This is a genomic window from Paraburkholderia edwinii (assembly GCF_019428685.1).
Lineage (GTDB): Bacteria > Pseudomonadota > Gammaproteobacteria > Burkholderiales > Burkholderiaceae > Paraburkholderia > Paraburkholderia edwinii.
Window position 1 is genome coordinate 3,400,418 of the sequence record NZ_CP080095.1, and the last position, 26,379, is coordinate 3,426,796.

At 63.5% G+C, this 26,379-nt stretch carries 23 protein-coding genes; 9 read left to right on the plus strand and 14 right to left on the minus strand.

Features of this window, described 5'->3' with window-relative positions:
* The first annotated feature begins 65 nt into the window (after positions 1 to 65).
* The 3 genes from rsxB (at position 66) to KZJ38_RS15000 (ending at position 2,586) form a co-directional block, all read left to right on the plus strand.
* Positions 66 to 1,160 carry an electron transport complex subunit RsxB gene (gene rsxB, locus KZJ38_RS14990; protein ID WP_425518360.1) on the plus strand — a complete coding sequence of 365 codons (1,095 nt, stop codon included), beginning with the start codon at positions 66 to 68 and terminating at the stop codon, positions 1,158 to 1,160.
* Between the two features lie 18 nt (positions 1,161 to 1,178).
* Positions 1,179 to 1,823: an endonuclease III gene (gene nth, locus KZJ38_RS14995; protein ID WP_219796791.1), complete on the plus strand. Its 645-nt coding sequence runs from the start codon at positions 1,179 to 1,181 to the stop codon at positions 1,821 to 1,823.
* A gap of 328 nt (positions 1,824 to 2,151) precedes the next feature.
* A complete protein-coding gene (locus KZJ38_RS15000) occupies positions 2,152 to 2,586 on the plus strand; it encodes a DUF1841 family protein (protein WP_219800353.1) in 435 nt (144 codons plus the stop codon).
* 142 nt (positions 2,587 to 2,728) lie between these two features.
* On the opposite strand, the gene KZJ38_RS15005 is transcribed toward KZJ38_RS15000, so the two are convergent.
* On the minus strand, positions 2,729 to 3,115 hold the full coding sequence (locus KZJ38_RS15005) for a c-type cytochrome (RefSeq protein ID WP_219796793.1): 387 nt from the start codon (positions 3,113 to 3,115) through the stop codon (positions 2,729 to 2,731).
* Between the two features lie 73 nt (positions 3,116 to 3,188).
* Positions 3,189 to 3,557: a c-type cytochrome gene (locus KZJ38_RS15010; protein WP_219796795.1), complete on the minus strand. Its 369-nt coding sequence runs from the start codon at positions 3,555 to 3,557 to the stop codon at positions 3,189 to 3,191.
* 552 nt (positions 3,558 to 4,109) lie between these two features.
* On the opposite strand from KZJ38_RS15010, the gene KZJ38_RS15015 reads away from it, so the two are divergent.
* The 5 genes from KZJ38_RS15015 to KZJ38_RS15035 all read left to right on the plus strand — a co-directional run bounded on the left by KZJ38_RS15015 (position 4,110) and on the right by KZJ38_RS15035 (position 9,704).
* Positions 4,110 to 4,952 carry an AAA family ATPase gene (locus KZJ38_RS15015; protein ID WP_219796797.1) on the plus strand — a complete coding sequence of 281 codons (843 nt, stop codon included), beginning with the start codon at positions 4,110 to 4,112 and terminating at the stop codon, positions 4,950 to 4,952.
* Positions 4,953 to 4,983: 31 nt separating this feature from the next.
* Positions 4,984 to 6,159 (plus strand): vWA domain-containing protein, encoded by a 1,176-nt coding sequence (locus tag KZJ38_RS15020; RefSeq protein ID WP_219796798.1) that lies wholly within the window; start codon positions 4,984 to 4,986, stop codon positions 6,157 to 6,159.
* 149 nt (positions 6,160 to 6,308) lie between these two features.
* Complete coding sequence (locus tag KZJ38_RS15025) at positions 6,309 to 7,532, plus strand: benzoate/H(+) symporter BenE family transporter (RefSeq protein WP_219796800.1); 1,224 nt, start codon at positions 6,309 to 6,311, stop codon at positions 7,530 to 7,532.
* Between the two features lie 457 nt (positions 7,533 to 7,989).
* Positions 7,990 to 8,943 carry a transaldolase gene (tal, locus tag KZJ38_RS15030; protein WP_219796802.1) on the plus strand — a complete coding sequence of 318 codons (954 nt, stop codon included), beginning with the start codon at positions 7,990 to 7,992 and terminating at the stop codon, positions 8,941 to 8,943.
* A 329-nt stretch (positions 8,944 to 9,272) separates the two neighbouring features.
* Positions 9,273 to 9,704, plus strand: coding sequence for a VOC family protein (locus tag KZJ38_RS15035; protein WP_219796803.1), 432 nt, complete (start codon positions 9,273 to 9,275; stop codon positions 9,702 to 9,704).
* A gap of 115 nt (positions 9,705 to 9,819) precedes the next feature.
* Here the strand turns inward: KZJ38_RS15035 and KZJ38_RS15040 are convergent, their stop codons facing one another.
* The 11 genes from KZJ38_RS15040 to KZJ38_RS15090 all read right to left on the minus strand — a co-directional run bounded on the left by KZJ38_RS15040 (position 9,820) and on the right by KZJ38_RS15090 (position 23,746).
* On the minus strand, positions 9,820 to 10,983 hold the full coding sequence (locus tag KZJ38_RS15040; protein ID WP_219796805.1) for an FUSC family protein: 1,164 nt from the start codon (positions 10,981 to 10,983) through the stop codon (positions 9,820 to 9,822).
* 237 nt (positions 10,984 to 11,220) lie between these two features.
* Positions 11,221 to 12,573: a c-type cytochrome gene (locus KZJ38_RS15045; protein ID WP_219796807.1), complete on the minus strand. Its 1,353-nt coding sequence runs from the start codon at positions 12,571 to 12,573 to the stop codon at positions 11,221 to 11,223.
* Entirely contained in the window at positions 12,570 to 14,339 is a 1,770-nt protein-coding gene (locus KZJ38_RS15050) for a GMC family oxidoreductase (protein WP_219796809.1), read from the minus strand. The genes KZJ38_RS15045 and KZJ38_RS15050 overlap by 4 nt, the downstream gene beginning before the upstream one ends.
* A gap of 2 nt (positions 14,340 to 14,341) precedes the next feature.
* Entirely contained in the window at positions 14,342 to 15,091 is a 750-nt protein-coding gene (locus KZJ38_RS15055) for a gluconate 2-dehydrogenase subunit 3 family protein (protein ID WP_219800354.1), read from the minus strand.
* A 163-nt stretch (positions 15,092 to 15,254) separates the two neighbouring features.
* On the minus strand, positions 15,255 to 17,054 hold the full coding sequence (locus KZJ38_RS36900; protein WP_219796811.1) for a methyl-accepting chemotaxis protein: 1,800 nt from the start codon (positions 17,052 to 17,054) through the stop codon (positions 15,255 to 15,257).
* Between the two features lie 289 nt (positions 17,055 to 17,343).
* Entirely contained in the window at positions 17,344 to 18,894 is a 1,551-nt protein-coding gene (mctP, locus tag KZJ38_RS15065) for a monocarboxylate uptake permease MctP (RefSeq protein WP_219796812.1), read from the minus strand.
* Positions 18,891 to 19,088: a DUF3311 domain-containing protein gene (locus KZJ38_RS15070; RefSeq protein ID WP_219800355.1), complete on the minus strand. Its 198-nt coding sequence runs from the start codon at positions 19,086 to 19,088 to the stop codon at positions 18,891 to 18,893. The genes mctP and KZJ38_RS15070 overlap by 4 nt, the downstream gene beginning before the upstream one ends.
* 516 nt (positions 19,089 to 19,604) lie before the next feature.
* On the minus strand, positions 19,605 to 20,522 hold the full coding sequence (locus KZJ38_RS15075; RefSeq protein WP_219796814.1) for a class I SAM-dependent methyltransferase: 918 nt from the start codon (positions 20,520 to 20,522) through the stop codon (positions 19,605 to 19,607).
* 30 nt (positions 20,523 to 20,552) lie between these two features.
* Positions 20,553 to 21,062 carry a DNA-deoxyinosine glycosylase gene (locus tag KZJ38_RS15080; protein ID WP_219796816.1) on the minus strand — a complete coding sequence of 170 codons (510 nt, stop codon included), beginning with the start codon at positions 21,060 to 21,062 and terminating at the stop codon, positions 20,553 to 20,555.
* 18 nt (positions 21,063 to 21,080) lie between these two features.
* The gene (locus tag KZJ38_RS15085; RefSeq protein WP_219796818.1) at positions 21,081 to 21,812 is read right to left on the minus strand and encodes a chorismate--pyruvate lyase family protein; all 732 of its coding nucleotides are present in this window, start codon (positions 21,810 to 21,812) and stop codon (positions 21,081 to 21,083) included.
* A gap of 56 nt (positions 21,813 to 21,868) precedes the next feature.
* Positions 21,869 to 23,746, minus strand: a complete 1,878-nt coding sequence (locus KZJ38_RS15090; RefSeq protein ID WP_219796823.1) for a glycosyltransferase family 9 protein — start codon at positions 23,744 to 23,746, stop codon at positions 21,869 to 21,871.
* 213 nt (positions 23,747 to 23,959) lie between these two features.
* On the opposite strand from KZJ38_RS15090, the gene KZJ38_RS15095 reads away from it, so the two are divergent.
* Complete coding sequence (locus KZJ38_RS15095; protein ID WP_219796825.1) at positions 23,960 to 24,226, plus strand: hypothetical protein; 267 nt, start codon at positions 23,960 to 23,962, stop codon at positions 24,224 to 24,226.
* Positions 24,227 to 24,379: 153 nt separating this feature from the next.
* On the opposite strand, the gene htpG is transcribed toward KZJ38_RS15095, so the two are convergent.
* Entirely contained in the window at positions 24,380 to 26,290 is a 1,911-nt protein-coding gene (gene htpG / locus KZJ38_RS15100; protein WP_219796826.1) for a molecular chaperone HtpG, read from the minus strand.
* Between the last annotated feature and the right edge of the window lie 89 nt (positions 26,291 to 26,379).

Genomic DNA, 26,379 nt, shown 5'->3' on the forward strand with positions numbered 1-26,379 from the left:
GAAACAACGAACCAAACCACGCGCGACACGCATGCCCGCCGGCCACCGCAGCGGGGCATCGATGAATCGCAGCAGCAAGCCCCGACCACGTCACCGTGACTGATTCGAAAACACTCGCAGACCGCATCGAAGATCTGCTCCCGCAGACGCAATGCACGAAGTGCGGCTACAACGGTTGCCGCCCCTATGCGCAAGCCATCGCAGACGGTAGCGCGAACTACAACCAGTGCCCGCCCGGCGGCGCGCAAGGCATTGCGCGGCTCGCGGCGCTGCTCGGCAAACCGGTGATTCCGCTCAATCCGGATAACGGCGTCGAGCGGCCGCGGCCCGTCGCCTTTATCGACGAAAACCTGTGCATCGGCTGCACGCTGTGCATGCAGGCGTGTCCGGTCGATGCGATCGTCGGCGCGGCAAAACAGATGCATACGATGGTCGCCGAGCTCTGCACCGGGTGCGATCTATGCGTGCCGCCCTGCCCGGTCGATTGCATCGCGATGATTCCCGTGACCGGCGACGCGACCGGTTGGGACGCCTGGAGCCAGCAACAGGCTGACGCCGCGCGCGAGCGTTATAACCGGCGTCTCGAGCGGCTCGATCGCGAGCGCGAAGCGGCTGAAGCGCGCGCGGCGGCGCGGCGTTCGGCGGCGGGAAGTGCTGCTGTTGATGCGGGTGGTGGCGCTCGCGCTGGCGCGGGCGGCGATGCCGGCCCGGGCACCACGGGCACCACGGGTACTGTCGGCAGCACGGAGAACGCGACCGGCAACGCAGCCGGGGTTAATAAGGCAGGCGCGCCTGCCACCTCTCCCGCAGGCGCCACGTCGGAAGGTCCGGGCGCTGCATCTTCCGCCGCAAGCACCGATGCCGATGCAAAAAAACGCGCCATCATCGAAGCCGCACTCGAGCGTGCGCGAAAAAAGAAAGAGGAAATGCAGGCGAAGGGCCAGGGCCCGCAGAACACCGCGAACGTCAGCGCCGACGTGCAGGCGCAAATCGACGCGGCCGAAGCGCGTCGCCGGCGCCTCGGCATCGACGATGAACCCGGCACGCCGCGCAACGAAGATGCATCGCACGTCGAAGCACCGGGCAACGGCAACACCGGTAGCAACCACAGCGACGAAGGCACGAACCCCGCCCCCGATCACTCAAACCCGAAGCGCTAAACACGCCGACCATCCCGCATGAACGCGAATAAACGCCGCGCGATCTTCGAAACGCTGCAAAGCCTGAACCCGCATCCGACCACCGAGCTCGAATACACGACGCCGTTCGAACTGCTGATCGCCGTGATGCTGTCGGCGCAAGCGACGGACGTGTCCGTGAACAAGGCGATGCGCAAGATGTTCCCGGTCGCGAATACGCCGCAGAAAATCTTCAAGCTCGGCGAAGCGGGCGTCACCGACTACATCAAGACGATCGGCCTCTATCGGACCAAAGCGAAGAACGTGATCGCGGCGTGCAAGATCCTGATCGACCAGTATGGCGGCGAAGTGCCGGCCGAGCGCGAAGCGCTCGAAAGCCTGCCGGGGGTCGGCCGCAAAACGGCGAATGTCGTGCTGAACACCGCGTTCGGCCATCCGACGATCGCCGTCGATACGCACATCTTTCGGGTTGCGAATCGAACCGGTCTTGCGCCCGGCAAGGACGTGCGCGCGGTCGAGACCGCGCTCGAGAAATTCACGCCGCCAGAGTTCAGACACGATGCGCATCACTGGCTGATTCTGCATGGCCGCTATGTGTGCAAGGCGCGCCGGCCCGAGTGCTGGCACTGCGTGATCGAGCCGCTTTGCGAGTTCAAACCCAAGACCCCGCCGCCGGATCTATGAAGCAGGTTGTGAAGCAGGTTGTGAAGCAGGTTGTGAAGCAGGTTGTGAAGCAGGTTGTGAAGCAGGGCCGTAAAGCGGACCATAAAGCGCGGGCCGTGCACCGGTTGCTCACCAGTAGTGCAGCTTCGCGCAGCGCTTAGCGGGGGTTCGCGCGATCTTCACGCGCCAACGCGCTCAAGCGCCGCGGCGTAAAATAGGGCCCTGCGGGCGATACCGCGCGGCGACATCGAGATATTGCGTCGTCAGCCACCTCGCCCACGTCGTCAGGCGCCTCGCCAATGATCGCGCCTTGCCTTTGCCGACCCTGCTTCCGCTCTCACCACCGCCGATGTTCAATCCCAGCCGCGAAGAAGTCCGACGTTTTTTCACCGACACCTGGCGCAAGCAGCGCGCGGGCGAGATCCTCACACCGCTCGAATCGATCGCGGCGGACTGGATCGTCGAACACCCCGAATATCACGCCGAGCTAGGCGACGCTGAAGCCGCGAGCGCACAGGACTATTCGCCCGAGCGCGGCCAGACGAATCCGTTTCTGCATCTGTCGATGCATCTTGCGATCAGCGAGCAATTGTCGATCGATCAGCCGCCCGGCATTCGCGCGGCGCACGACCGTCTCGCCGCGCGGCTCGGCTCGACGCACGACGCGCAGCACGAAATCATGGAGTGTCTCGGCGAGACGATCTGGGAAGCGCAGCGCACGAATACGCCGCCCGATACGGACGCCTATTTGCAGCGGATCGAACGCCGCGCATCGCGCGACTGATGAACCGCAGCCGCGGCTAGCGCCGAAAAGCAAACACCCCGCCTTGGCGGGGTGTTTGCTTTTGATCGCGATGGACGTTGCTATAAAAGCCGCAGATTCGTCGATCACTGTGCGATCACTGCGCAATCACCGCGCGCAACGGTCACTTCTTCTCGACCAGATCGCCCTTCAGCGATTCGATGTAAGCAGCGATGTCCTTCATGTCGTTCAGCGACAGGCTCTGCACTTGCGCCTGCATGATCGGATTATTGCGGCCGAGGTGCGGATTGCCGGTGCCCATCTGATACTGGCGCATCGCCCAGTACAGATAGTCCGCGTGCTGCCCCGCAAGCCGCGGGTACTCCGGGCTCACCGGGTTGTTCAGTTTCGAGCCGTGGCAAGCCGCGCAGTTATGGGCTTCGACCAGGTTCTTGCCGTTGTCCGCGTCGGCCGCCAGCGCCGCTGTCGAAGCGACGGCGAAACCCGCGAATGCAAACGACGCGCATGCGATCTTGAACATCGTGTGGAGGGGGTGTGGGTGCTTCTTCATGAATTCTCCTGGCCCGCGTAGCGGAATGACCGGGCGACTGTGTCCAAACGGCTGCTAATGCAGGCGCGGCCGGTCATTTGTCGGGGTTGTTCTTCGAAGTGGCAGTCTGCGCCGCGTAGTAGGCCGCGATGTCCGCGATGTCCTGATCCGACAGCGACGTCGCGATGGCGCGCATCGTGTCGAAATGCCGGTCGCCCTTCTTGTAGGCGTGCAGCGCGTTGCGCAGATACTGTTCGTTCTGGCCGCCGAGAATCGGTACCCGGTACACCTCCGGGTAAGCCGTCCGGTAGTCGGGAATACCGTGGCAGCCGATGCACATCGCGACCTTGCCCTGGCCCGCTTTCGCGTTGCCGACGACATCCGCTGCGTGGGCGGTGGCCGCGAGGCCCGCAATGCCCGTCAGCGCTGCGATCACGACGTGTTTGCCGACGAATTTTTTCATAGCTCTTGTAACCTGGCTTGAGGGGAAATGGCGCTAAAAACAGGCGCTAAAAACGAAGGCACAAAAATGAAGACTGCGACGGGGGCACAACGCGACGACAGACAATCGACCCCCGATGTGTGCACGCGATGCAGTGCACAACGTGCAAGCCCCCGAATCATGGCCTCAAATCATGGCCTCAAAAAACGGGCGCTCAAAAAAGCGGCGACCCGCGCCGTCGTTTTTTTGTTAATCGCCACGCAGGCCAAAAAAATCGGTCCGATTGTACCAAGAGGCCGCGCCGGGCGTCCACCGGACGGGCATGGGCTGGGTTGGCCCGAATTCAGCCCAAATTCGCGGCCTGAAATGCACGGCCTGAAACTTGCAGCCCGCCAGATCCAGCTTGCAACGCGTGGCCCACCGCTTGCGTCCACCTTGCCGTCAGCCCCGGCACGCATCAGCCAACCACGCTGCCCCGCGCGTCCCGGCACCCGCGAGACGATAAGCCCGCCCCGCCAAAGCCGCCAGCCCATCTGACTTATACTGGGATTTTCCCCGAACGAGCGTCCTGCCATGCGTTTCGAAGGCTCATCGCAATACGTCGCCACCGACGACCTCAAGCTCGCGGTCAACGCCGCGATGACGTTGAAGCGCCCGCTTCTGATCAAGGGCGAGCCCGGCACCGGCAAGACGATGCTCGCCGAGGAAGTGGCCGCCGCGCTCGGCATGCCGCTTCTGCAGTGGCACATCAAATCGACAACGAAAGCGCAGCAGGGCCTCTACGAATACGACGCGGTGTCGCGTCTGCGCGATTCCCAGCTCGGCGACGAACGCGTGAAGGACATTCGCAATTACATTGTGAAAGGTGTGTTGTGGCAGGCGTTCGAGTCGGATCAGCAAACGGTGTTGCTAATCGACGAAATCGACAAGGCCGACATCGAGTTCCCGAACGACCTGCTGCGCGAACTCGACCGCATGGAGTTCTATGTGTATGAGACGCGCGAGCTCGTCAAGGCGAAGGAGCGGCCGCTCGTCATCATCACGTCGAATAACGAAAAAGAACTGCCCGATGCGTTCCTGCGCCGCTGCTTTTTCCATTACATCAAGTTCCCCGATCCGGCGACGATGCAGCAGATCATCGAGGTCCACTACCCGGGGATCAAGCAGGAACTGCTGCGCGCGGCACTCGAAAGCTTCTACGAACTGCGCAACGTGTCGGGCCTGAAGAAGAAGCCGTCGACGTCCGAACTGCTCGACTGGCTGAAGCTGTTGCTCGCCGAAGACATCCCGCCCGAAGCGCTGCGCTCGAGCGACCACAAGCAGATCGTGCCGCCGCTAGCCGGCGCGCTGCTGAAAAACGAGCAGGACGTCGCGCTCTTCGAACGCCTCGTGTTCATGAACCGCAACAACCGGTGAGCGCCCACGCGCCCGCCGCGGAGAACCCGGCATGCTGATCGACTTCTTCTACTCGCTGCGCGCCGCGAAACTGCCGGTCTCGGTGAAGGAGTATCTGACGCTGCTCGAGGCGCTGAAGGCGCAGGTCATCGAGCCGTCGCTCGACGAGTTCTACTACCTGTCGCGCATGACGCTCGTGAAGGACGAGCAGTATTTCGACAAGTTCGACCAGGCGTTCGGCGAGTACTTCAAGGGCATCGAACACACGGCGGCGCTCGCGCTCGACCTGCCCGACGACTGGCTCGCGAAGAAAATGAAACGCGATCTGACGCCCGAGGAAAAGGCGCAGATCGAAGCGCTCGGCGGCCTCGACAAGCTGATGCAGCGCCTGAAAGAAGTCTTCGACGAACAGAAGGGCCGTCACGAAGGCGGCGGCAAATGGATCGGTACGGGCGGCACGTCGCCGTTCGGCAACGGCGGCTACAACCCGGAAGGCATCCGCATCGGCGGCGACACGGCCGGCAACCGCAGCGCGGTCAAGGTATGGGACGCGCGCGCGTATCGCGACTACGACGACCAGGTCGAAATCGGCACGCGCAATATCAAGGTCGCACTGCGGCGCCTGCGCCGCTTCGCGCGAGAAGGCGCGGCGGAAGAGCTCGATTTGCCCGACACGATCCGCAGCACCGCGGCGAACGCCGGCTGGCTCGACCTCAAGATGGTGCCCGAGCGGCACAACAACGTGAAAGTGCTGATGCTGCTCGACGTCGGCGGCTCGATGGACGATCACATCAAGCGCACGGAAGAGCTGTTTTCGGCCGCCAAGGCCGAATTCAAGCACCTCGAGTTCTATTACTTCCACAACTGCGTGTACGACTTCCTGTGGAAGAACAATCGCCGCCGCCACACCGAGCGCACGCCGACGTGGGACGTGCTGCACAAGTTCTCCGCGGACTACAAGCTGATCTTCGTCGGCGATGCGACCATGAGTCCGTACGAGGTGTTGCAGCCGGGCGGCTCGGTCGAATACAACAACCAGGAAGCGGGCGCGATCTGGCTGCGGCGCCTCGCCGATCATTTCCCGCACTTCGCGTGGCTCAATCCGGAACCGGAGGGTCTCTGGGAGTACCGGCAGTCGGTGTCGGTGATTCGCGAAGTGCTGGGGCACCGGATGTATCCGCTGACGCTCGCGGGGCTCGAGGCGGCGATGCGGGTGCTGAGCAAGTAGGCACGGCCGGCCGCCCGAACTGCCCGCCCGGGGCTATCCCGAAGTCACAAACACCGCAAAATGCGGCAGAATGCCGCACTACTTTTGCGTGATTCCGTAGCAATCACGCAACAAAGCCACAACAAATAACACTACAGCCGGTGTTCCGCATGAGCTCACCCTCCTCTCCCGACCTGTCGCCGGGCAATCCCGCTCCGCTGAAACCGCTGAAACCGTTCGCCGATACCTCTCTATCGGCGCTCGTCGCCGGCTTCGTCGCGATGATGACCGGCTACACGAGTTCGCTCGTGCTGATGTTCCAGGCCGGCCAGGCCGCGCATCTGAGCGACGCGCAGATCTCATCGTGGATCTGGGCGCTGTCGATCGGCATGGGACTGTGCACGATCGGGCTCTCGCTGCGCTATCGCGCGCCGATCGTGATCGCATGGTCGACGCCCGGTGCGGCGCTGCTTGTCACGTCGCTGCCGCATGTCAGCTACGCGCAAGCGATCGGCGCATTTATCGCCTGCGCGCTGCTGCTGACCGCCGTCGGCCTGACCGGCTGGTTCGATGCCCTGATGAAAAAGATTCCCGCCGGCATTGCATCGGCGCTGCTCGCGGGCATTCTGTTCGAGATCGGCATCGAAATTTTCCGTGCTGCGCAATTTCAGACCGCGCTGGTGCTCGCGATGTTCTTCGCCTACCTCGTCATGAAACGCATCGCGCCGCGCTATGCGATCGTGACCACGCTCGTGGTCGGCACGCTGGTCGCGGGCGGCCTCGGTCTGCTCGACTTCAGCCACTTCCGCATCGCGCTCGCGCAGCCGGTGCTGACGATGCCAGCGTTTTCGCTGTCCGCGATCGTCAGCATCGGCATTCCGCTGTTCGTCGTCGCGATGGCGTCGCAGAACGTGCCGGGCATCGCGGTACTGCGCGCGGACGGCTATACGACGCCGTCGTCGCCGCTGATCGCCACCACCGGCCTCGCATCGCTCGTGCTCGCGCCGTTCGGCTCGCACGGCATCAATCTCGCGGCGATCACGGCCGCGATCTGCACGGGCCGCGAAGCACACGAAGACCGCACGAAGCGCTACACCGCGGCGCTCTGGTGCGGGCTCTTCTATCTGGTTGCCGGTGTGTTCGGCGCGACGATCGCTGCGCTCTTCGCCGCGTTGCCCAAGGCGCTCGTCGTCTCGGTGGCAGCGCTCGCGCTGTTCGGTTCGATCATGAGCGGGCTCACGAATGCGATGCAGGACGGCAAGCAGCGCGAGGCCGCGCTCGTCACCTTTATGGTGACGGCTTCGGGACTCACGCTGCTGTCGATCGGCTCGGCGTTCTGGGGACTGGTCGCGGGCGTGATCACGCAGGTCGTGCTGAACGCGCGCAAAGGGTAAAACCGCGTAAAGCGCGGGAAAAACCCGGCTGAAGCCCCGCCCCAATCCGGGATCACAACGTGGCACGCGCCATGCGGTCCAACGGTGAGATCCGAAGCCCGTTCCATGGCCGGTGAATCGCCAGCGAGCGGCTGCGTAATGGGCATTGAACGCCCGCTGCACGCGGCCCGCACGATCAGTCGAACCATTGTCAGCCGTTCCGCCATAAAATAAAGGAATCGGGCGGCGTTCCGTGTGAGGTTTGGCGTTCACGGCGTTGCATGGCATTGGCGTGGCGTTTGCGTGGCTTTGAACCTGGCGTTTGACGTCCATCCGGCGCTAACATCGAACACTGCCCCGCCCCGGGCAATGCGGGACCCTGCGGGATGACCGGCTGCCGCCGGCCAGTCGGAACCAACCGGCACCGGCAGCGTCATCATTTTCTGACCACGGCGCGCACGCGCCTAAAAGGCTCGATATGACTACTGCACTCGACCAGCTGAAGCAATTCACGAAGGTCGTCGCCGACACCGGCGACTTCCAGCAACTCGCCCAGTACAAACCGCAAGACGCGACCACCAATCCGTCGCTCGTACTGAAGGCCGTGCAGAAGGACGACTACAAGCCTCTGCTCGAAAAAACCGTGCGCGATCATTCGTCGAAGCCGGTCTCCGCGATCATCGACCATCTGCTGATCGCGTTCGGCACCGAGATCCTGAAGATCGTGCCGGGCCGCGTGTCGACTGAAGTCGACGCACGGCTGTCGTTCGACACGAAAGGCTCGATCGACAAGGCGCATGAAATCATCAAGCTGTACAAGGAAGCCGGCATCGACCGCTCCCGCGTGCTGATCAAGCTCGCGTCGACGTGGGAAGGCATCCGCGCGGCCGAAGTGCTGCAGAAGGAAGGCATCCACTGCAACATGACGCTGCTGTTCTCGCTCGCGCAGGCCGTCGCCGCCGCCGAAGCAGGCGCGCAGCTAATCTCGCCGTTCGTCGGCCGCATTTACGACTGGTACAAGAAAAACGCCGGCAGCAACTGGGACGAAGCGCGCGACGGCGGCGCGAACGACCCGGGCGTGCAATCGGTGCGCCGCATTTATGCGTACTACAAGAAGTTCGGTTACCCGACTGAAGTGATGGGCGCGAGCTTCCGCACGACGAGCCAGATTCTCGAACTGGCCGGCTGCGACCTGCTGACGATCAGCCCCGATCTGCTGCAGAAACTGCAGGACAGCAACGACAAGGTCGAGCGCAAGCTGTCGCCGGATGCGAGCAAGAATACGGAAATCGCGCGCGTGCCGGTGGACGAGCCGACGTTCCGTTTCCTCGTCAACGACGAAGCGATGGCCTCCGAAAAGCTGGCGGAAGGCATTCGCACGTTCGCTGCCGATGCGATCAAGCTTGAGAAGCTGATCGAAGCGCTGCGCTAGTCCGGGCGAACGGCAGCGCGGCAATAGCGGCGCCGCAAGCAGCCGTTTATCGAGCGAGCCGTCACGTCTGACGGTTGCGCGTGTCGTATCACGGCGCGTGCGGCATTCGAGCCGCACGCGCCGTTTTTGCTTGTGCGTCTCCCGCATCTCGTATTCCGCACGCGCCTATCGCATGCAGTGCCAACAAACTTTCACAGTGCGCACAAGCTCGCCGACTAGAATCGTTTGCACATGTGTTCCGCTTACGAGGCGTGCGACACATCGACCGCCATGGCAACCGCGATGGCAACCGGCACGGCAACTGACGTGTCCACTTCTGGGAGATAACGATGCTAGTCCAGCCCTACCTGTTCTTTAACGGCCGCTGCGAAGAAGCGCTCAATTTCTATCGTGAGAAGCTCGGCGCCGAGGTGCTGTTCCAGACGCATTTCAGGGACGCGCCGCCGGACTCCGGACACACGCCCGCACCCGGCACCGAGGACAAGATCATGCATTGCACATTCCGCATCGGCACGACGGAGCTGATGGGGTCCGACGGCAACTGCGAGCCGGGAGCGGATAAGCCGGGAGGCTTCAGCCTGTCGCTGACCGCCGACGACAAGGCATCGGGCGAGAAGCTTTTCAACGCGCTCGCCGACGGCGGCAATGTGATGATGCCGTGGCAGCCGACGTTCTGGACCGAGGGCTTTGGTATGCTCGTCGACCGCTTCGGCATCATGTGGATGGTGACGATTCCGCACGACAAGGGCTACAAGAGTTGATCAAAGCGGGCTGATCAAAGCGGGCTGATCAAAGCAGCCCGCGTTTCCCGCCTCACCGGATCTACACCAAGGGCGGCGCCGCGCGCCAAACCACGGCGCTCCGCCGCCTCAGCGCTCAATGCTGCTGCTGATGCTCGTGACGGTGCGTAATCCGCGTGCGGCGCTCGATATTCCAAGCCGGCTCGGTCTCGACGAGCAGCGCGCGCAGGCGCTCCACCTGCTCAGCGACGCGTTCGTTGAGCCAGCACGGCCCCTGCAACTCAGCGGCGGCGTTCGCGACCACGGCGGCCGGGTCCAGCAGCGCCGGCGGCAACGCATCGGGCATCCGGAAGTGCGGCACATTCGTAAAACGCAGCGCACGCGCCAGTTCGAGCAGCACCAAGCGCACCACCGTCGCGTCGCGTCCGCACTGGCCGGCAAAGCCGGCACGCATCGCCGGATCGCCGCGCGTCAGCACGCCGTTCGACATGATCTCGAGCGCGCTCAATAGCATGCGGTGCAGTTGCTGGATCTGATCGAGCCGCCCCGGTGCGACTTCGATTTCCTTCGCGACCCACGGCATGACCGCGCGCAGTTGCACGAGCCGTCGCGCCATACGCAGAAACACCGCGTTCTGTTCTTCAGCGGAAAGCCAGTCGCCATGCGCCATCCGCGTATAGATGCGCGCGCAATCGCGCAGATTGTCGGAGAGCAGGTAGCGCCACGTGTAGGTGGCGTGCAGCGGCAGAGCAAAAGAAAATGCCAGCGCGATGACCGTGCCGATCGCGACGTCAGCGGCACGCCAGAGCCCTTCCGACACCTGGTTGTCGCCGAAGCCGCCGACGATGCACATCGTGATCGCGGTCAGCAATGCCATATAGCCGTACGAACCAATTGCAAACGCGCCGCACACGCCGGCCACGACCGCCATCAGGATCGCGGTCACCGTAATCGAGCCGAACAGGCTGTGCTGGACGATCAGCGCGAGTCCGAGCCCGGCGCCGAGCAGCGTGCCGATGGTCCGTTCGAGCGCTTTGCGCCGGATATTACCGTGATGCTGCAAACCGCCGATCACGATCAGCACCGTGATCGATGCCCAGATGCCGTATGGCAGGTCCAGCGCGCGTATCAGCGCAATCGACACGAGCATCGCGGCGCCGACGCGAACGCCGTGCAGCACCTTTGCATTGCGGTAGCGGTAGTACGGCGACGTCACCGTGCGCAACAGCCGCGCCAAAGCCGAGCGGCGACGCACGATGCGCGCGCCGCCCGCGGCGTGTTCCGAATCGTCCAGAGCCATATCAGTCTCGCAGTCGTTTCGAGTCGAGGTTTCGCGTCAGGTCAGGGCGTGCTGATGCGCAGTATCGCGCACCTCATGCACGCGTGGGCCGCCCGGGCAAAGAAAATTGCCCGGCACGCGCGTGGGCGGCGCGGCCGGGCAACTTCGTTCCGATGCGGCGCGTGATGGATGCAACACGCATCGCGTCACCTCATCGGCCACCTCATCGGCCACCTCATCGGCCACCTCATCGACGACTCATTGACCACTCACCGTGCTGCTCTTGCGAATGCGCCGGACCTCGTCCGCATCGACCGCGGGCGCCCGATTGCCCCACGCGCCGCGGATGAACGTGACCACGTCCGCCACTTGCTGGTCATCGAGCCGCTGACCGAAAGCGGGCATCGTAAACACGGTCGGCGCGTGCCGCGTGCCCGGCATCGACGCGCCGTGCAGCACGAGGCTCACGAGCGACGTCGGGTCCTGCGCATTGACGGTCGCGCTCAGCGCAAGCCGGGGGAACACGCCGTCATAGCCTTTGCCGTCCGATCGATGGCAAGCCGCGCAGTTGTCGAGGAAGGTCCGTGCGCCGCGCAACTCGGTGTGTCCCGCGTGCAGCGCAAGCGCTGCCTCGTCGGAGTACGCCAGCGAGGCCTGCTGGCGCGCCGGTGCAAGCGACTGCAGATACATCGCGATCGAGTTCAGGTCCGCATCGGTCATGTACTGCGTACTGTCGAGCACGACATCGCGCATGCCGCCGAACGCGGCCGAATGCGCATTGCGACCGGCCTTGAGGAACATGACGATATCGTCGCGCGTCCAGTCGCCGAGGCCGTCCACACGGTCGTCGCGCAGACTGTTGGCGAACCACTGTTCGACCACGCCGCCTTGCAGGAAGGCCGGGCCGCCGTTGTCGGTCAGCGCCCTCTCCTGCAACAGCGCGCCACGCGACGTATGGCACGCGCCACAGTGGCCGACGCCTTCGACCAGATAGCGGCCGCGCTCGAGCGAGACCGTCTGGCTGTCGGCGGCCTGCGGACTCGCAGCGGCGGCCGCATCGGGCGCGAACGCGATGCGCCACAGCGCGAGCGGCCAGCGCATCGACAGCGGCCAGCGGATACCGTTCGGCGTGCGCGGCTGCTGAACCGGCGCCACGCCGTGCATGAAGTACGCGTACAGCGCCTTGACGTCGTCGGGCTGGATGCGCGCATACGACGGATACGGCATCGCCGGATACAGCGTATAGCCGGCCTTCGACTTGCCGTGCCGCAGTGCGTTGTCGAAGTCCGCATACGTGTAGCTGCCGATGCCGCTCTGCCCATCCGGCGTAATGTTCGTCGAGTAGACGGTGCCGATCGGTGTCGGCAGCGGCAGTCCGCCCGCGAACGGCTTGCCGCCCTTCGCGGTATGGCATGCGGCGCAGTCGGCGGCACGCGCGAGGTATTCGCCTCGCTTGACGAGCGCCGCATCATCGAAGCCGGCGCCATTCGACGATGCCGGCGATGTTGCCGATGCCGCCGATGTTGCATACGACACGCCACTCGCCGCAAGCAGCGCGAAGGCGGCGGCGATCGCCGCACAGGAACGAATTTTTGTGAGCGCGTTTCTCATACTTGCACCATCGGGCCGGGGTTCTTCAAATACTGTTCGCGGATCGCGCGCGCCGACCAGTAGCTGAGCGCGCCGACCAGCCCCGTCGGGTTGTAGCCGAAGTTCTGCGGAAACGCCGACGATCCCAGCACGAACACGTTGTGCACATCCCAGTTCTGCAGATAGCGGTTCACCACGCTCGTCTTCGGATCGGCACCCATCACCGCGCCGCCGGTGGTATGCGTGCTCTGATAGGCGCGCGTGTCGAAATGCCCCGACTTGCGCGCGTTCACGTCGACATGATCGGTCAGCACACGCGCAATGCGGGCGGCCTGGCCGACCGTGTACTCGGTCATCTTGTGCTCGTTGTCGTGCCAGTCGAACGTCACGCGCAACAGCGGCTGCCCGTACGCGTCCTTGTAGGTCGGATCGAGGCTCAGGTAGGTGTCGCGATACGACATCACCGAGCCTTGCGCGACGATCGTCATCATCCGCTGGTAGCTGTCCTGCACCGCGGCTTTCCAGCCGCTGCCCCACGGCTTCGTGCCCTTCGGCACCCCCGCCTGACCGATCGGGCGTCCGCCGGTGCGCATATGCCGCACGTTCGCGCCGCCGATAAAGCCGAGCGGGCCATGGTCGAAGTTATCGCCATTGAAGTCGTCGATCGCCTGCCCTGCCGCGCCCGCGCCGATAAACGGATTGAGCTGCGTGCCTTTGGCGAGGAACGCGTTGACGCCGCCGTTCATCTGATACGCGAAGTTGCGGCCGACCACGCCGTCGCCGGTCGCCGGGTCGTACGGCTGGCTGATGCCGGAGAGCAGCAGCAGCCGCACGTTGTGCATCTGGAACGCGCTGAGCACAACGATGTCGGCCGGCTGCTCGATCTCGCGCCCTTGCGCATCGATATACGTGACCCCGGTCGCGACCTTGCCGCTCGCATCGCGATTGACGCGCAGCACCTGGCAGCGCGTGCGCAACTCGAAGTTCTTCTTCTGGAACAGCACGGGATGAATCGTGGTCTGCGGCGACGACTTCGAATACATATAGCAGCCGAAGTCCTCGCAGAAGCCGCACAGGTTGCACGGACCGAGACGCACGCCATACGGATTCGTGTACGGCGTCGACACGTTCGCGGCCGGAATCGGGAACGGCTCGTAGCCCAGTTCGCGCACGGCACGCGAAAAGAGCTGCGCGCCGTAAATATCCTTCAGCGGCGGCGTCGGATATTCCTTGCTGCGCCATGCCTCAAAACGATTGCCGCCTGCCACGAGATTGCCGTTCAGATTGCCGGCCTTGCCCGAAATGCCGGCGACGTCCTCGAAGTGCGTGAAATACGGCTCGAGTTCGTCGTAGGTCACGCCGAAATCCTGAATCGTCATGCCGTCCGGAATAAACGACTTGCCGTAGCGCTGTTCGTAGTGGCTGCGCAGTTGCAGGTCCGATGCCTGCGGACGCCACGTCAGGCCGTTCCAATGAAAGCCCGCGCCGCCGACGCCGTTGCCGAACAGCATCGCGCCGTGCTGGCGGTACGGCACGGCGAGTCCGTCCGGCGAATGGCGGAACGTCAGCGTTTCCTTCGACAGATCCTGATACAGCTTGCCGCGCACCGCATACGCGAGTTCGTCTGCGATGTTCGGATATTTCGCGGTGTTCGCCGTGTCCTGCATTTCACCGCGCTCGAGCGCCAGCACGTTGAGCCCCGCATCGGCGAGTTCCATCGCCATGATGGCGCCGGTCCAGCCGAATCCGACCATCACCGCATCGACTTTGTCTTTTTTGATCGCCATCGTTATGCCTGCTCCCCGAGAATCGATACCGGGCCGAGCGGGTACTTCGCACCCGGCTGTTCGACCCAATCCGCGAAGTCCGCCCGGGCGCCCGGAAAACCGATCATCTTCCAGCCGGACATGCCCTTGTTGCCGCCGTACATCGGGTCGGCGAAATAGCCTTCCTTGGTGTTCTTCAGCAGCGTGCCGAAGAAGAGCTTCGGTGGCACGGCATCGAGATGCAGCTTGCCCGCCTCGAGCTGTTCGAGCACCTCGACGCGCGTCGCGCGCGGCAATTCGGCGAATGCCTTGCCGTGATCGCGCACGCATGCGGCATTGCACGCTTCGATGCCGTGCCGGTACACGTCGCGCGGCACCAGACCGAGCTGGTAGCCGAGTTCCGGCACCGCCTCCGGATGAAACGGCCCGTGCATGTACCAGAGCCGCCCATACGCATACGGCGTTTCCATCTGGCGGTCGATAAATTCGGGCACACCGGCTTCCAGCGCGCCGGCGCCGGTGTCGTCCGCGGGAATCAGTTCGTCGACGGCGGCGTGGATGAAGTCCCATTCGGCCGCGGTAAAAAAGGTCGGCGTGTATTTCGCGGCGGCGGTCGTGGTGCCAGGCACCGGCGCGGCTGCGCCGGCGTTGTCCGTGGCATGCGACGGCGTGCAGCCTTCTTGCGTCACGATCACGGGTGCGATCGCGGTGGCAGGAAGAATCGTGAATACCTGGCGCAGAAATTTTCTGCGCGGCTGGTCGTCGTTTTTCATCGGGTAGCGTGGATCGTCAAATGGCAGGGCAAACGCAACGGCTTGCGCCGGTGCGCTTGTTTTCATGGGAAACGATTCGGATCGAATCGCGGCGGTCAGACGCGCGCGCGGGGCGGCGACTTGCGGAATGCAGCGCGCGGCTGGGCACGCGCTGCGGGTACCGCTAGAAAGTGGTCCAGTCCTGATCGTCCCGTACGGGCACGTTCGCGGCGACCTCGGCCGCGGCCGCGGCGGGCGCGGACGCGATTCTGCTTTCAGCGGCGGGGGTGGAGACGGACAGAGCCGCGCGGCGCGCGGGCCGTACGGTGCGTGCCGAAGGCGATGCCGTTGCCGTTGCAGCCGATCCTGCCGGCGCACTGGCCTTGCCGCGCGACGGCGCCTCGGCAGCCGGGCGCGTCACGCGCTGCGCCGGGAGCGCCGCGGTCCTGTTCTGCTCGACCTTGAAGCTGACCACGGCGGCACGTAAATGGCTTGCCTGCTCTTCGAGCGAAGCGGCCGCCGCCGCGGCCTCCTCGACGAGCGCGGCGTTCTGCTGCGTGACATGGTCCATCTGCGTGACGGCCTGATTGACCTGTTCGATACCGCGGCTCTGCTCCTGCGACGCCGCCGCAATTTCGCCGACGATGTCGTGCACGCGCTCGATCGACTGGCTGATCTGTTCCATCGTGGTGCCCGCACGCGCCACGAGTTCGGTGCCCACGCGCACACGGTCGACCGACGTGCCGATCAGATCCTTGATCTCCTTCGCGGCCGAACTCGAACGTTGCGCAAGCGAACGCACCTCCGCGGCGACGACCGCGAAACCGCGCCCGTTCTCACCCGCTCGCGCGGCTTCGACGGCCGCGTTCAGCGCGAGAATATTGGTCTGGAATGCGATGCCTTCGATGATGCTGGTGATCTCGGCGATCTTGCCCGAGCTGTCGCCGATACCGTTCATCGTGTCGACGACCTGGCTCACGATCTCGTTGCCTTCCACGGTCACGTGCCGCGCGGTGGCGGCGAGCTGGCTCGCCTGCTGTGCGTTGTCGGCGTTGTGTTTGACCGTCGAAGTCAGCTCCTCCATGCTTGCCGCGGTTTCCTGCAGCGATGCGGCCTGCTCTTCGGTCCGCGCGGACAGGTCCACATTGCCCGCCGCCATCTGCCGCGTAGCGGTGGCAATCGCTTCGCTACCGGAGCGCACGTTGCGCACGGTCTGCAACAGGCGCTCCTGCATGTTCGCGATACCTTGCAGCAACTGGCCCATTTCATCGCGCGACTTCACATGTATCGAGCGCGTGAGATCGCCCTGCGCGATTTCGTCGAAATGCGACAGCGCGTCGGCGAGCGGATGCGAGATCGCGCGACGCAAGGTCAGGAAGCTGCCGGTCGCGGTCAACAGGCCGAGCGCCATCGCCACGATCGTGATGGCGCGGAACAGCGCAAACGTATGCTCTTGCGCGTCGAAATTTTCCTTGGCTGCGGCGTACTGATACGCGCGCAACTTCGCGCTAGCGTTGTGGTACGCGGCGTACAGATCGTTATTCGAGAGCGCCGCTTTCATGATCTGCGAACCGTCGCCGCCGAGTAGCGCATCGCCGAATGCGTCGAGCCCGGCGTCCATCGCGTTGCGCCGCTCCATCATGTCGCGCGCGAGCTGATCTTCCTCGGGCGAGCGCGGCAGCTTCATATAGCTGCTGAGTGCCGCGCGCGCCTCGGTGCGATAGTCGCGCGAATGGGTAATGATGCCGCGCAGGTCCGGGGCGGCCGGATTGAGCGCCGCGCGGAAGAGCGCCGAACGCTCGCGCTGCAGGCTGATCTCGGCATCGCCGATAGCGGTCGCGCTGGGCAGCTTGTCGCTATAGGTATCGCGATTCGCGTCGTTCGCGTTCGTCATTCCCGCAATGCCTAGTGCACCGATAACGAGCAACAGCACCGAAAGCAGCGCCATCGCCATAGCGAGACGCGATTTGATCGAGACATGCATGTGCTAAACCCTGTGGCCTTATATGAATTTCTGCAATGCATCCATTTACGGCGCATAAGGGTATTTCTTTAGCGAACACTTCAAACTGTGAGAAAAAATGGTTTAATGAAATTAAATCGAATGGTTAATGTTTGTTATTTGTTTGAATTTAGAAAGCATTGATGCCGGCGCGCGCACCGCGCGGTGGTATGCACGTCACTTCGACACCGCAAATAAAAAACCCGCAGCGCTAGCCGCGGGCTCCTTGTGCCAAGTTCAGACCGGTGGAGCGGAGGCTATCCGCGGTGCGTCAGCCTTCGACAGGATCCAGATAGTCTTCCGGCCGCGTGCGGTCTTCCGCGCCCTTCATGCCAATCGCGCGTACGAGTACGCTGACCACCACCGCGACAACGAGATTCACGACCAGCGACCACACGGCTGCATACCCCGGAATCGCGTAATTGCCGATATGGATCGTGTAGATCGAGCCCGCCAGCTTCAGCGACACCGCCATCCACGTGCCGGTTGCGATGCCCACCGCCCAGCCGAGCAACAGGCCGCGGTAGTCGAGCACGCGCGTGTAGAGGCCGAGCACGATCGCGGGCAGCGTCTGGATGATCCAGATGCCGCCGAGCAGCTGCAACTGGATCGCATAGGTAAGCGGCAAGCCGAGGATGAACGCAACGGCGCCAACCTTGACGATCAGCGAGACCAGCTTGGCGATATTGGTCTCCTGCTCGTGCGTCATCTTGCGATTGACGAATTCCTTGTGGATATTGCGCGTGTACAGATTCGCGGCCGCGATCGACATGATCGCCGCCGGCACGAGCGCGCCGATACCGATCGCCGCGAACGCGACGCCGACGAACCACGACGGGAAAAAGTGCAGGAAAAGCGCGGGCACGGCGAAGTTCGGGCCGAATGCCTTGAAGTACGGCGCGAACTCGGGCATGTCCTTCACGCCGGCCGCGAGCGCCATATAGCCGAGCAGCGCGAGCAGGCCCAGCACGAGCGAATACGCGGGCAGCATCGCCATATTGCGGCGGATCGTATTGCCCGACGACGACGACAGAATCGCGGTCACCGAGTGCGGGTACAGGAACAGCGCGAGCGCAGAGCCGACCGCGAGCGTTGCATACGCGCTGTAGCCATTGAGGCTCGACACGTCGGGCGCCTTCAGCAGCAGTTTCTCCGGCGGCACCGCGGCGAAAATATGACCGAAGCCGCCCAGCTGCGGCGGAATCCACACAATCGCGGCGGCGATCGTGATGTAGATCAGCACGTCCTTGACCACCGCGATCATCGCCGGCGCGCGCAGCCCCGACGTGTAGGTATAGGCCGCGAGAATCGCGAACGCGATGATCAGCGGCAGGTCGCCGACGAAGCCCGACGTATCGAAGCCGAGCGCGCCGATCACCACTTCGATGCCGACCAGCTGCAGCGCGATATACGGCATCGTCGCGACGATGCCGGTCACGGCGATGGCCAGCGCGAGCATACGGCTGCCGTAGCGCGCGCTGACGAAGTCGGCGGACGTCACATAGCCGTGACGCTTCGCGATGCTCCACAGCTTCGGAAACACGACGAACGCGAACGGATAGATGAGGATCGTATAAGGCAGTGCGAAGAAACCGGTCGCGCCGGCGCCGAACACGAGCGCCGGCACGGCGACGAACGTATAGGCCGTATACAGATCGCCGCCGAGCAGAAACCACGTGACGATCGTGCCGAAGCGGCGGCCGCCGAGACCCCACTCTTCGAGATGCGCGAGATCGCCGCGCCGCCAGTGCGCCGCGACGAAACCGAGAATCGTCACGCCGATAAAGAACAGGACGAAGACGAAAGTTGCGATCGCGTTCATCGTGCGCCTCCTTGCGGTTGCGCCTTCGATGATTTCGCCGATTTCGCTTTGGTCTTGAAGTAGACGAGCGCCGTGATCACCGCACTGATCAGCACCCAGAGCAACTGGTACCAGTAGAAGAACGGGAATTCGAACAGCTGCGGCTCGACCTTGTTATAGGACGGCACCCAGATCATGGCGATCCACGGCAACAAAAGAAGCCATAACCAGTGCTTGCTGGATCGATTGGCACCGGTGCCGGCCCGTGTGCCTGTACCGCTATTGGCGCTTCCTTTGACGTTCCCTGCGGCGTTTGCTTTGGCGTCGGCGTCGTGAGCCATGACGTCTCTCCCCTTGTCTATGCAGCGAGTCGACCGGGGTACAGCCTTCGCGCTGACTCCGGTCCTATGCGACGCGGTTGCTTTTGATTTGTGATGTGGCCCGTGTTCGACAGGCGATCGTTCCGGGAAGCTTTGCCGTACGCCCCCCGGAAGCTTCGAAAGAGTATAAGGGCGTTGAATGACCGGTCAAGCGGGGCGGACCCGAAGCAGGCGCCGCGCTGGCCGGTCATGTCGGCTGTTTGTCGTTGAACTTTGCGACGGCGCTTATGCGGCCACTTGTGCAGGCGCTCGTGCGGCCGCTCATTTAGTCGCTCATTTAGTCGCTCATTCAGCCGCTCATTTAGTCGCTCATTCAGCCGCTTAAGCAGCGGCTCGAATAACCGCTTGCGTTCAGATAGTGAACGCGTCGCCGTTCTGCCCCGTCGACGCTTGCAGGCCCTTCAGCCACTGACGCGCCGGCAAGCCGAGTTCTTTTTCGATCAGCTTCGCGCGCTGCTGCAGCAGCGCGAAAGGCACTTGCAACGGCGGACCCGAAAAGGCAATCGCAATGCGATTGCCGTCATGCACTTCGGGCAACGCGAAAACGCGGCCATCGAAAGCCTCGTTCAGGCGCTTCATGTTGCGCACGAAACTCGGATGATCGCCGAACAGGTTGATTGTCGCGACGCCCGCTTGCGTCAGACACGCGCGCGCCGCGCGATAGAACGCGACGCTGTCGAGCACAGGGCCACGCGCGGTCGCATCGTAGACGTCGATTTGCAGGGCGCCGATCGTGCCGTGATTCGCGCGGTCGTTAACGAAATCCCAGGCGTCGGCTTCGCGCACGGTCAGACGCGCGTCGTCGGGCGGCAAATCGAACATCGTGCGTGCAGCGACGACGACCGCGGGGTTCAGTTCGATTGCCTCGACTTTCGCGCGCTTGAGGAAGCGATGCGCGAACTTGGTCAATGCGGCCGAGCCGAGGCCGAGTTGCACGATACGCGGCGGCGTTTCGAGGAACAGCAGCCAGGCCATCATCTGCTGCGCGTATTCGAGTTCGAGGTGATCGGGCTTGCGCAGCCGCATCGCGCCTTGCACCCACTCGGTGCCGAAATGCAGATAGCGTACGCCGCCCTCTTCGGAGAACGTGACGGGTGCGAAGCGCGGCTTGCGCGGGGCTTCGATTTGCGACGCGTCGTCGAGACGGTCTTCGCTACGCGATGCGTGGCGGTTCTTGCGATGCAGTTTTTGCCGCGACGCGAGTGCGTCGTCGCCGTTGTGGCGGAAGGCGCGCGCTTCGGCGGAAGCGCGTTTGATCAGTTTCGTCATTGATGAAGAGTGCGCGCGAGGCGCTGGGATTTAAGGCGAAGCGAAGGATAGCATTGGCTGGATCTCCCGCCACAGAACGAGCTTCGCCGCGTACGAAAGCGATGCATGCGCGGGACTCGTCGACGGCAGTCTCAGTATCCGGTATCGATTCGCGAGGGCGCCCAGCGCCCGCTCGCCGATCTTCGCCGCCGTGCCGCCATTGAACGCGATCGCGACAAGCGCAGGCAGCGTATCGATAAGCGCGACGAGATCGTTGCTCGCGTGGTCGCGTATCTGACTGTCGAGGCTGCCGGTGCGCCGTGCCTGCGCGACAACATCCCACAGGCCGATCCGATGTTCGAGCAGCGTGTGCAAACGGGTGGTGTACTCCATCGCCGGCAGGTCTTCGCCGATGACTTCGCCGACGAGCGACCAGAAGCGGTTCTGCTTGTGCGCGTAGTACTGGTTATGGGCGAGCGATGCTTCGCCGGGCAGGCTGCCGAGAATCAACACTCTCGTGTTCTGGTCCACCACTGGCGGGAAACAACGCTTCAGCGTCATGACGTGGTTCGCTTCGCTTCAGCGCTTCGATACCGCAGACGTTTCGTTCGTGATGTGGCGATCTGCGTCACGCGGTGTATGCGTGGCGTGCGCCCCACCCTGATGCGAGCGCGCCGCGGTGTGCTCGAGCGAGCGCCCATGTTCGCGCGGAATCAGCCGACGCTGCGCGACTGGCACGCCCGAGCGTGCCGCAAGATGCGCCCACAGCGCGGGCAACATGCACTCCGTGACCATCAACGGCGCGCCATAACGTTCGAACACCGAGCGCCTTGCGACAAGCGCATGCGGACAGTGCTCCTTGTGCTCATCGATCTCGCGCGCGGCAAGCCGAAACAAGGGATGCCGCGCCGTCAAACGCCGGCTCACCAGCGGCGAGCGCGCGACACTGCTATCGCTGTACAGCAACTCGGCCAACGGACGCGTGCGCAAGCGCCGCATTGCCTGCCAGACGCCGGTGCTCGCCGCGACCGGCGCAATGCTATGCGCGGCAACGAACGGCACACCGTCGACCGACAGCACGACTTCGCGCACCCACACCGGTGCACGCGGCGCGACGCCAAGCGCGCGATGCTCGTCGTCCCACGGCAACGCCACGGCTTCGCGCGTCACGCGCACCACGACTGCGCCGAGCGCGCGCAGATGCGCCGTCAGCGAACCGCCGCGGGTCAGCCAGTCTTTCTGGTCGGGGGAAAAGCCGGGAAGCGGATCGACACGCCAGTGCGCGTCCGCGGGATCGAAACGGATAGGCATGCGCCGCATTATAGGGTGCGCCGCCGGCCGGCGCAGTGAGCGTCAACACGCGCGGGTCATGCGTCGGGCTGTGCACCGAGGCCCTCATTGCGCCCTTCATTCAGCCCCTCATTAAGCCCTTCCGCAAGCCGTTCCGCCACACGCTCGACGACAGGCGCCCATTCACCCGCGGACGGCTGCCTGAACAGCTCAACCGACCGATACCAGCGCTGCGACTCTCCGACACCCCAGCACCAATGCGACACATGATCGAGCATCGCCAGCACCGGTCGCCCGAGCGCACCGGCCAGATGCAGCGGCGCGCTGTCGATCGTCACGAGCACATCGAGTGCCGCGACATGCGCGGCGACGTCGTCGAAACCCTGCTGATAGCGCGCAGTCAGGTTACAGACGTTGAAACCGAGTTGCGCGAGCGTCTCGGTTTCGACTTCCTTGCCCGGCGTCAACGGATGAAACACCACGTGCTTCAACGCGCGCAGCGGCAACAACGCTTCGAGCGGAATTGAGCGCTGCGCGTCGCGCCGGTGCGTCGGACTGCCCGACCACACGAGCCCCGCATGCAATACCGGCCGGCTCGATGCGTAGTGTTGCGATTGTGTGAGCGCGTGTCCTTCCACCCGCACGAACTGACGCCAAACCGTGCTCAAGTCTTCGTCGGCTTGCAGATAGGCGGCGCCGCTCACCTGCTCCGGCTGCAAGCCGATCGCGAACGGCACGCTCATCATCGGCAGCGCATAGTGCGCGTCGCGGGGCAAGCCGTCTTCGATCGCAATGCAATGGTCGATGACTCTTGCAAAGAGCGGCTGCAACGGCCGCCGGCAGGCCAGTACCAGCCGCCCGCCTTCGTCGCGCAGGCGCGCGGCGAGCCACGGCAGAAAGCGCACCATCTGGATATCGTCGCCGTTGCCCTGCTCGCTGTGCACCACGAGCGTCTTGCCGTTCAGCGCTTCGCCGCGCCAGCGCGGATAGTGCCGCTCGATCACCCTGACGATATTGCGCGCGTCGCGATCCGTGCGCGTGAGGCGCGCCTCGTAGCGCGGCCATGCGGATGCCCAGTCGTCGCGCCGCAATTCGAGCTCCGCGAGGTCGACCGCCGCCTCCGCACACGACGCATCGAGCGCGAGCGCCGCATGCAACGTCGCTTCGCTGTCGCGATAGCGCGCCTGCTCCATCTGATACGTGCCGATCGCGGCAAGCACGGCCGCCTTGCCAGGCGCGGCCGTATCGACCGCGCGCATCGTCGCTTCCGCGGCCCACGCGTCGCCCAGTTGCCATTGCGCATGACTGAGTTGCCACGCGAGTTCGGCGTCGGCGGGATGGCGCGACAACGCACGACGCGCGACCTGCATCACCGCGTCCCAGTCGCGCATCTCGCGGAAGATCAGTGCGATATGCAATGCCAGCGCAGGGTGCACGTCCGGATCGAGCGCATAAGCGCGCATCAGCGCTTCACGACGCTCTTCGACGTCGCTTTCGCCACGTGCCGCCAGTAACTGCGCGAGCCACCACGGCGCGCGCGCATCGTTCGGCACGCGCTTTTGGTAAGCACGCAACAAGTGAATGGCCACCGGCGGCGCGCCGCATTCGTCGATCATCCAAGCGATCCATGCGATCGCGCGGTCCGGCGCGAACATTTCAATCGCCTGTTCGCACGCCGCGACAACCGCAGCCTGATTGCCGATTGCATCGGCGAATAGCGCAAGCCGCACAAAACGCTCGCCCGCATCGGCATCGCCATGCGCCATCGATGCGCTGTGATACGCGCTCTCGAATTGACCTGCGCTTGCGCATAGGTCCGCGTGAATCTGCGGCGATGCGCCGTCCGCCACGAGCGTGCTCGCGAACGCTTCGGCCGCATCGAAGCCCCGCTCGCGCAAGACCGCCCACACCGCCTGCACCGGACCGCCGGCGAGCACTGACACCGATTGCAACATCGCAAAACCCCTCACTTCGATTTACAACGCATGACACGTGCATTGCGCCGCATGTACCTGCATTGCACCTGCTCGCGAGCCGCATCGATCAATATTGGACGGCACACAGTTTCGTTGAAAATTTTTAGTTAGTAAACCATACTTAATCGGCGTTCATTCTGGCTATTTGAACGCACTCGCTTTAGATCAAGAATAATCTCAAAGGAGTATAAATTGCTTAAGAATTCCAAAGAAACGTCTGATAGGATCGCGCATCTCGCCGCAGTGGTACTCGCAAAACTCAATGCGTCGCCAATTGAAAAGGAACTCGCGGGCTCTGCACTTGCGCAGCATCACACGCTGAAGCACACGAGCACAGCGATTGGCAAAGTAGCGGGGAAGGTGCTAGCCGATCCGCATGCATGCGAGCACGCAAAAGAACTGGCGGGCTCAGTGCTCGCCCAGGTTCGCAATCAGCATGAGGGTGCGCCGCAGCGTTAAAGCCCGCGCTACTCGCGGTTGCACGGCGGCTGAGCGAAGGGAAACACGAGGTAAAAAAATGCGCTGCCTTTCATACAAAGCAGCGCATTTCACCTTCTCATCAACGGTTTTTAACAGCGCGGCGCAAGTCTTCGCACTTGCGCCGCCTGTGTATTACCCAGCGCGGGTAAGCAGCAGCGCGTTAGTGCGCTTCACGAAGCTCGCCGGATCTTCGAGCGAACCGCCTTCGGCCAGCAGCGCCTGGTCGAACAGCAAATGCGCCCAGTCGTCGAAGTTCGCGCTATCGGTGTGCAAGCCCTTCACGAGCGGATGGTCGGGGTTCACTTCGAGAATCGGCTGCATCGTCGGCGCCTTCTGACCCGCAGCCTTCAGCATGCGCTGCAGATAGCCGCTCATATCGCCCTCGTCGGCTACGAGGCACGACGGCGAATCGGTGAGACGGAACGTCAGACGCACGTCTTTCGCCTTGTCCTTCAGCGCTTCTTTCATGCGTTCGACAAGCGGCTTCAGTTCTTCGCCGACCTTCTCCTGCGCCTTCTTTTCCTCGTCATCGAGTTGACCGAGGTCGAGGTCGCCGCGCGCGACGCTGGCGAGCGGCTTGCCGTCGAACTCGTTGAGGAACGACAGCATCCATTCGTCGACGCGGTCCGTCAGCAACAGCACTTCGACGCCCTTCTTGCGGAACACTTCGAGATGCGGGCTGTTCTTCGCGGCCTGCCACGTATCGGCGGTCACGTAGTAGATCTTCGACTGCTCGGGCTTCATCCGCTCGATATAGGCGGCCAACGATACGGTCTGTTCGTCTGTATCGTTTTGCGTCGACGCGAAACGCAGCAGCTTCGCGATGCGATCCTTGTTCGTGAAGTCTTCGCCGATGCCTTCCTTCAGCGCCTGGCCGAACTCCTTCCAGAAGGTCGGGTACTTCTCCTTGTCGGCGTCGGTTTCGCCCGCGGTTTCTGCATTCGCCAACTCTTCGAGCATCGACAGCGCGCGCTTCGTCACGCCTTCGCGGATCGCCTTCACATCGCGGCTTTCCTGCAGCAGTTCGCGCGAGACGTTGAGCGGCAGATCGCTCGAATCGATCACGCCCTTCACGAAGCGCAGATAAGCGGGCAGCAGCTGCTCGGCGTCGTCCATGATGAACACGCGCTTCACGTACAGCTTCAGACCGCCGCGATGCTCGCGGTTCCACAGATCGAACGGCGCGTGCGCGGGCACGTAGAGCAGCTGCGTGTATTCGCTGCGGCCTTCCACGCGGTTATGCGTCCACGTCAGCGGATCCTGATGATCATGCGACAGATGCTGATAGAACTGCTTGTACTGTTCTTCGGTGATGTCGTTCTTCGCGCGCGTCCACAATGCGCTCGCCTGGTTGACGGTCTCGTCTTCGTCCTTCGTGACCATCTCGCTCTTTTCGGCGTCCCATTCCTCTTTCTGCATCAGGATCGGCAGCGCGACGTGGTCCGAGTACTTCTGGATGATCGACTTCAAGCGGTACGACGACAGCAGGTCGTCTTCATCGGCACGCAGGTGCAGCGTGATCGTCGTGCCGCGTTGCGCGCGCTCGATCGTGTCGACCGCGAAGTCGCCCTCGCCCGCGCTTTCCCAGCGCACGCCATCGGATGCCGGCAGGCCGGCGCGGCGCGTTTCGACGGTGATCTTGTCCGCGACGATAAAGCCCGAGTAAAAGCCCACGCCGAACTGGCCGATCAGCGCCGCATCTTTCTGCTGGTCGCCCGACAGCTTGCCGAAAAATTCCTTCGTGCCCGAGCGCGCGATCGTGCCGAGGTTCGCGATCGCTTCGTCGCGGCTCATGCCGATGCCGTTGTCGTCGATCGTTACCGTGCGCGCGTCCTTGTTGTACGAGATGCGAATGCGCAGGTTCGGATCGTTTTCGTACAGCGCATTGTTCTCGATGGCCTCGAAGCGCAGCTTGTCGGCCGCGTCGGACGCGTTCGAGATCAGCTCGCGCAGAAAGATTTCCTTGTTGCTGTACAGCGAATGGATCATCAGATGCAGAAGCTGTTTCACTTCTGCCTGAAAGCTCATGGTCTCTTGTGCCATGGTCGGACGTCCTCTCTATTGCGGGTTGATTCGGAATTCTGCGGGCGGCGATCCGCGGCCGGCCATCCGGCGGGCGGCGATCCGGGGGC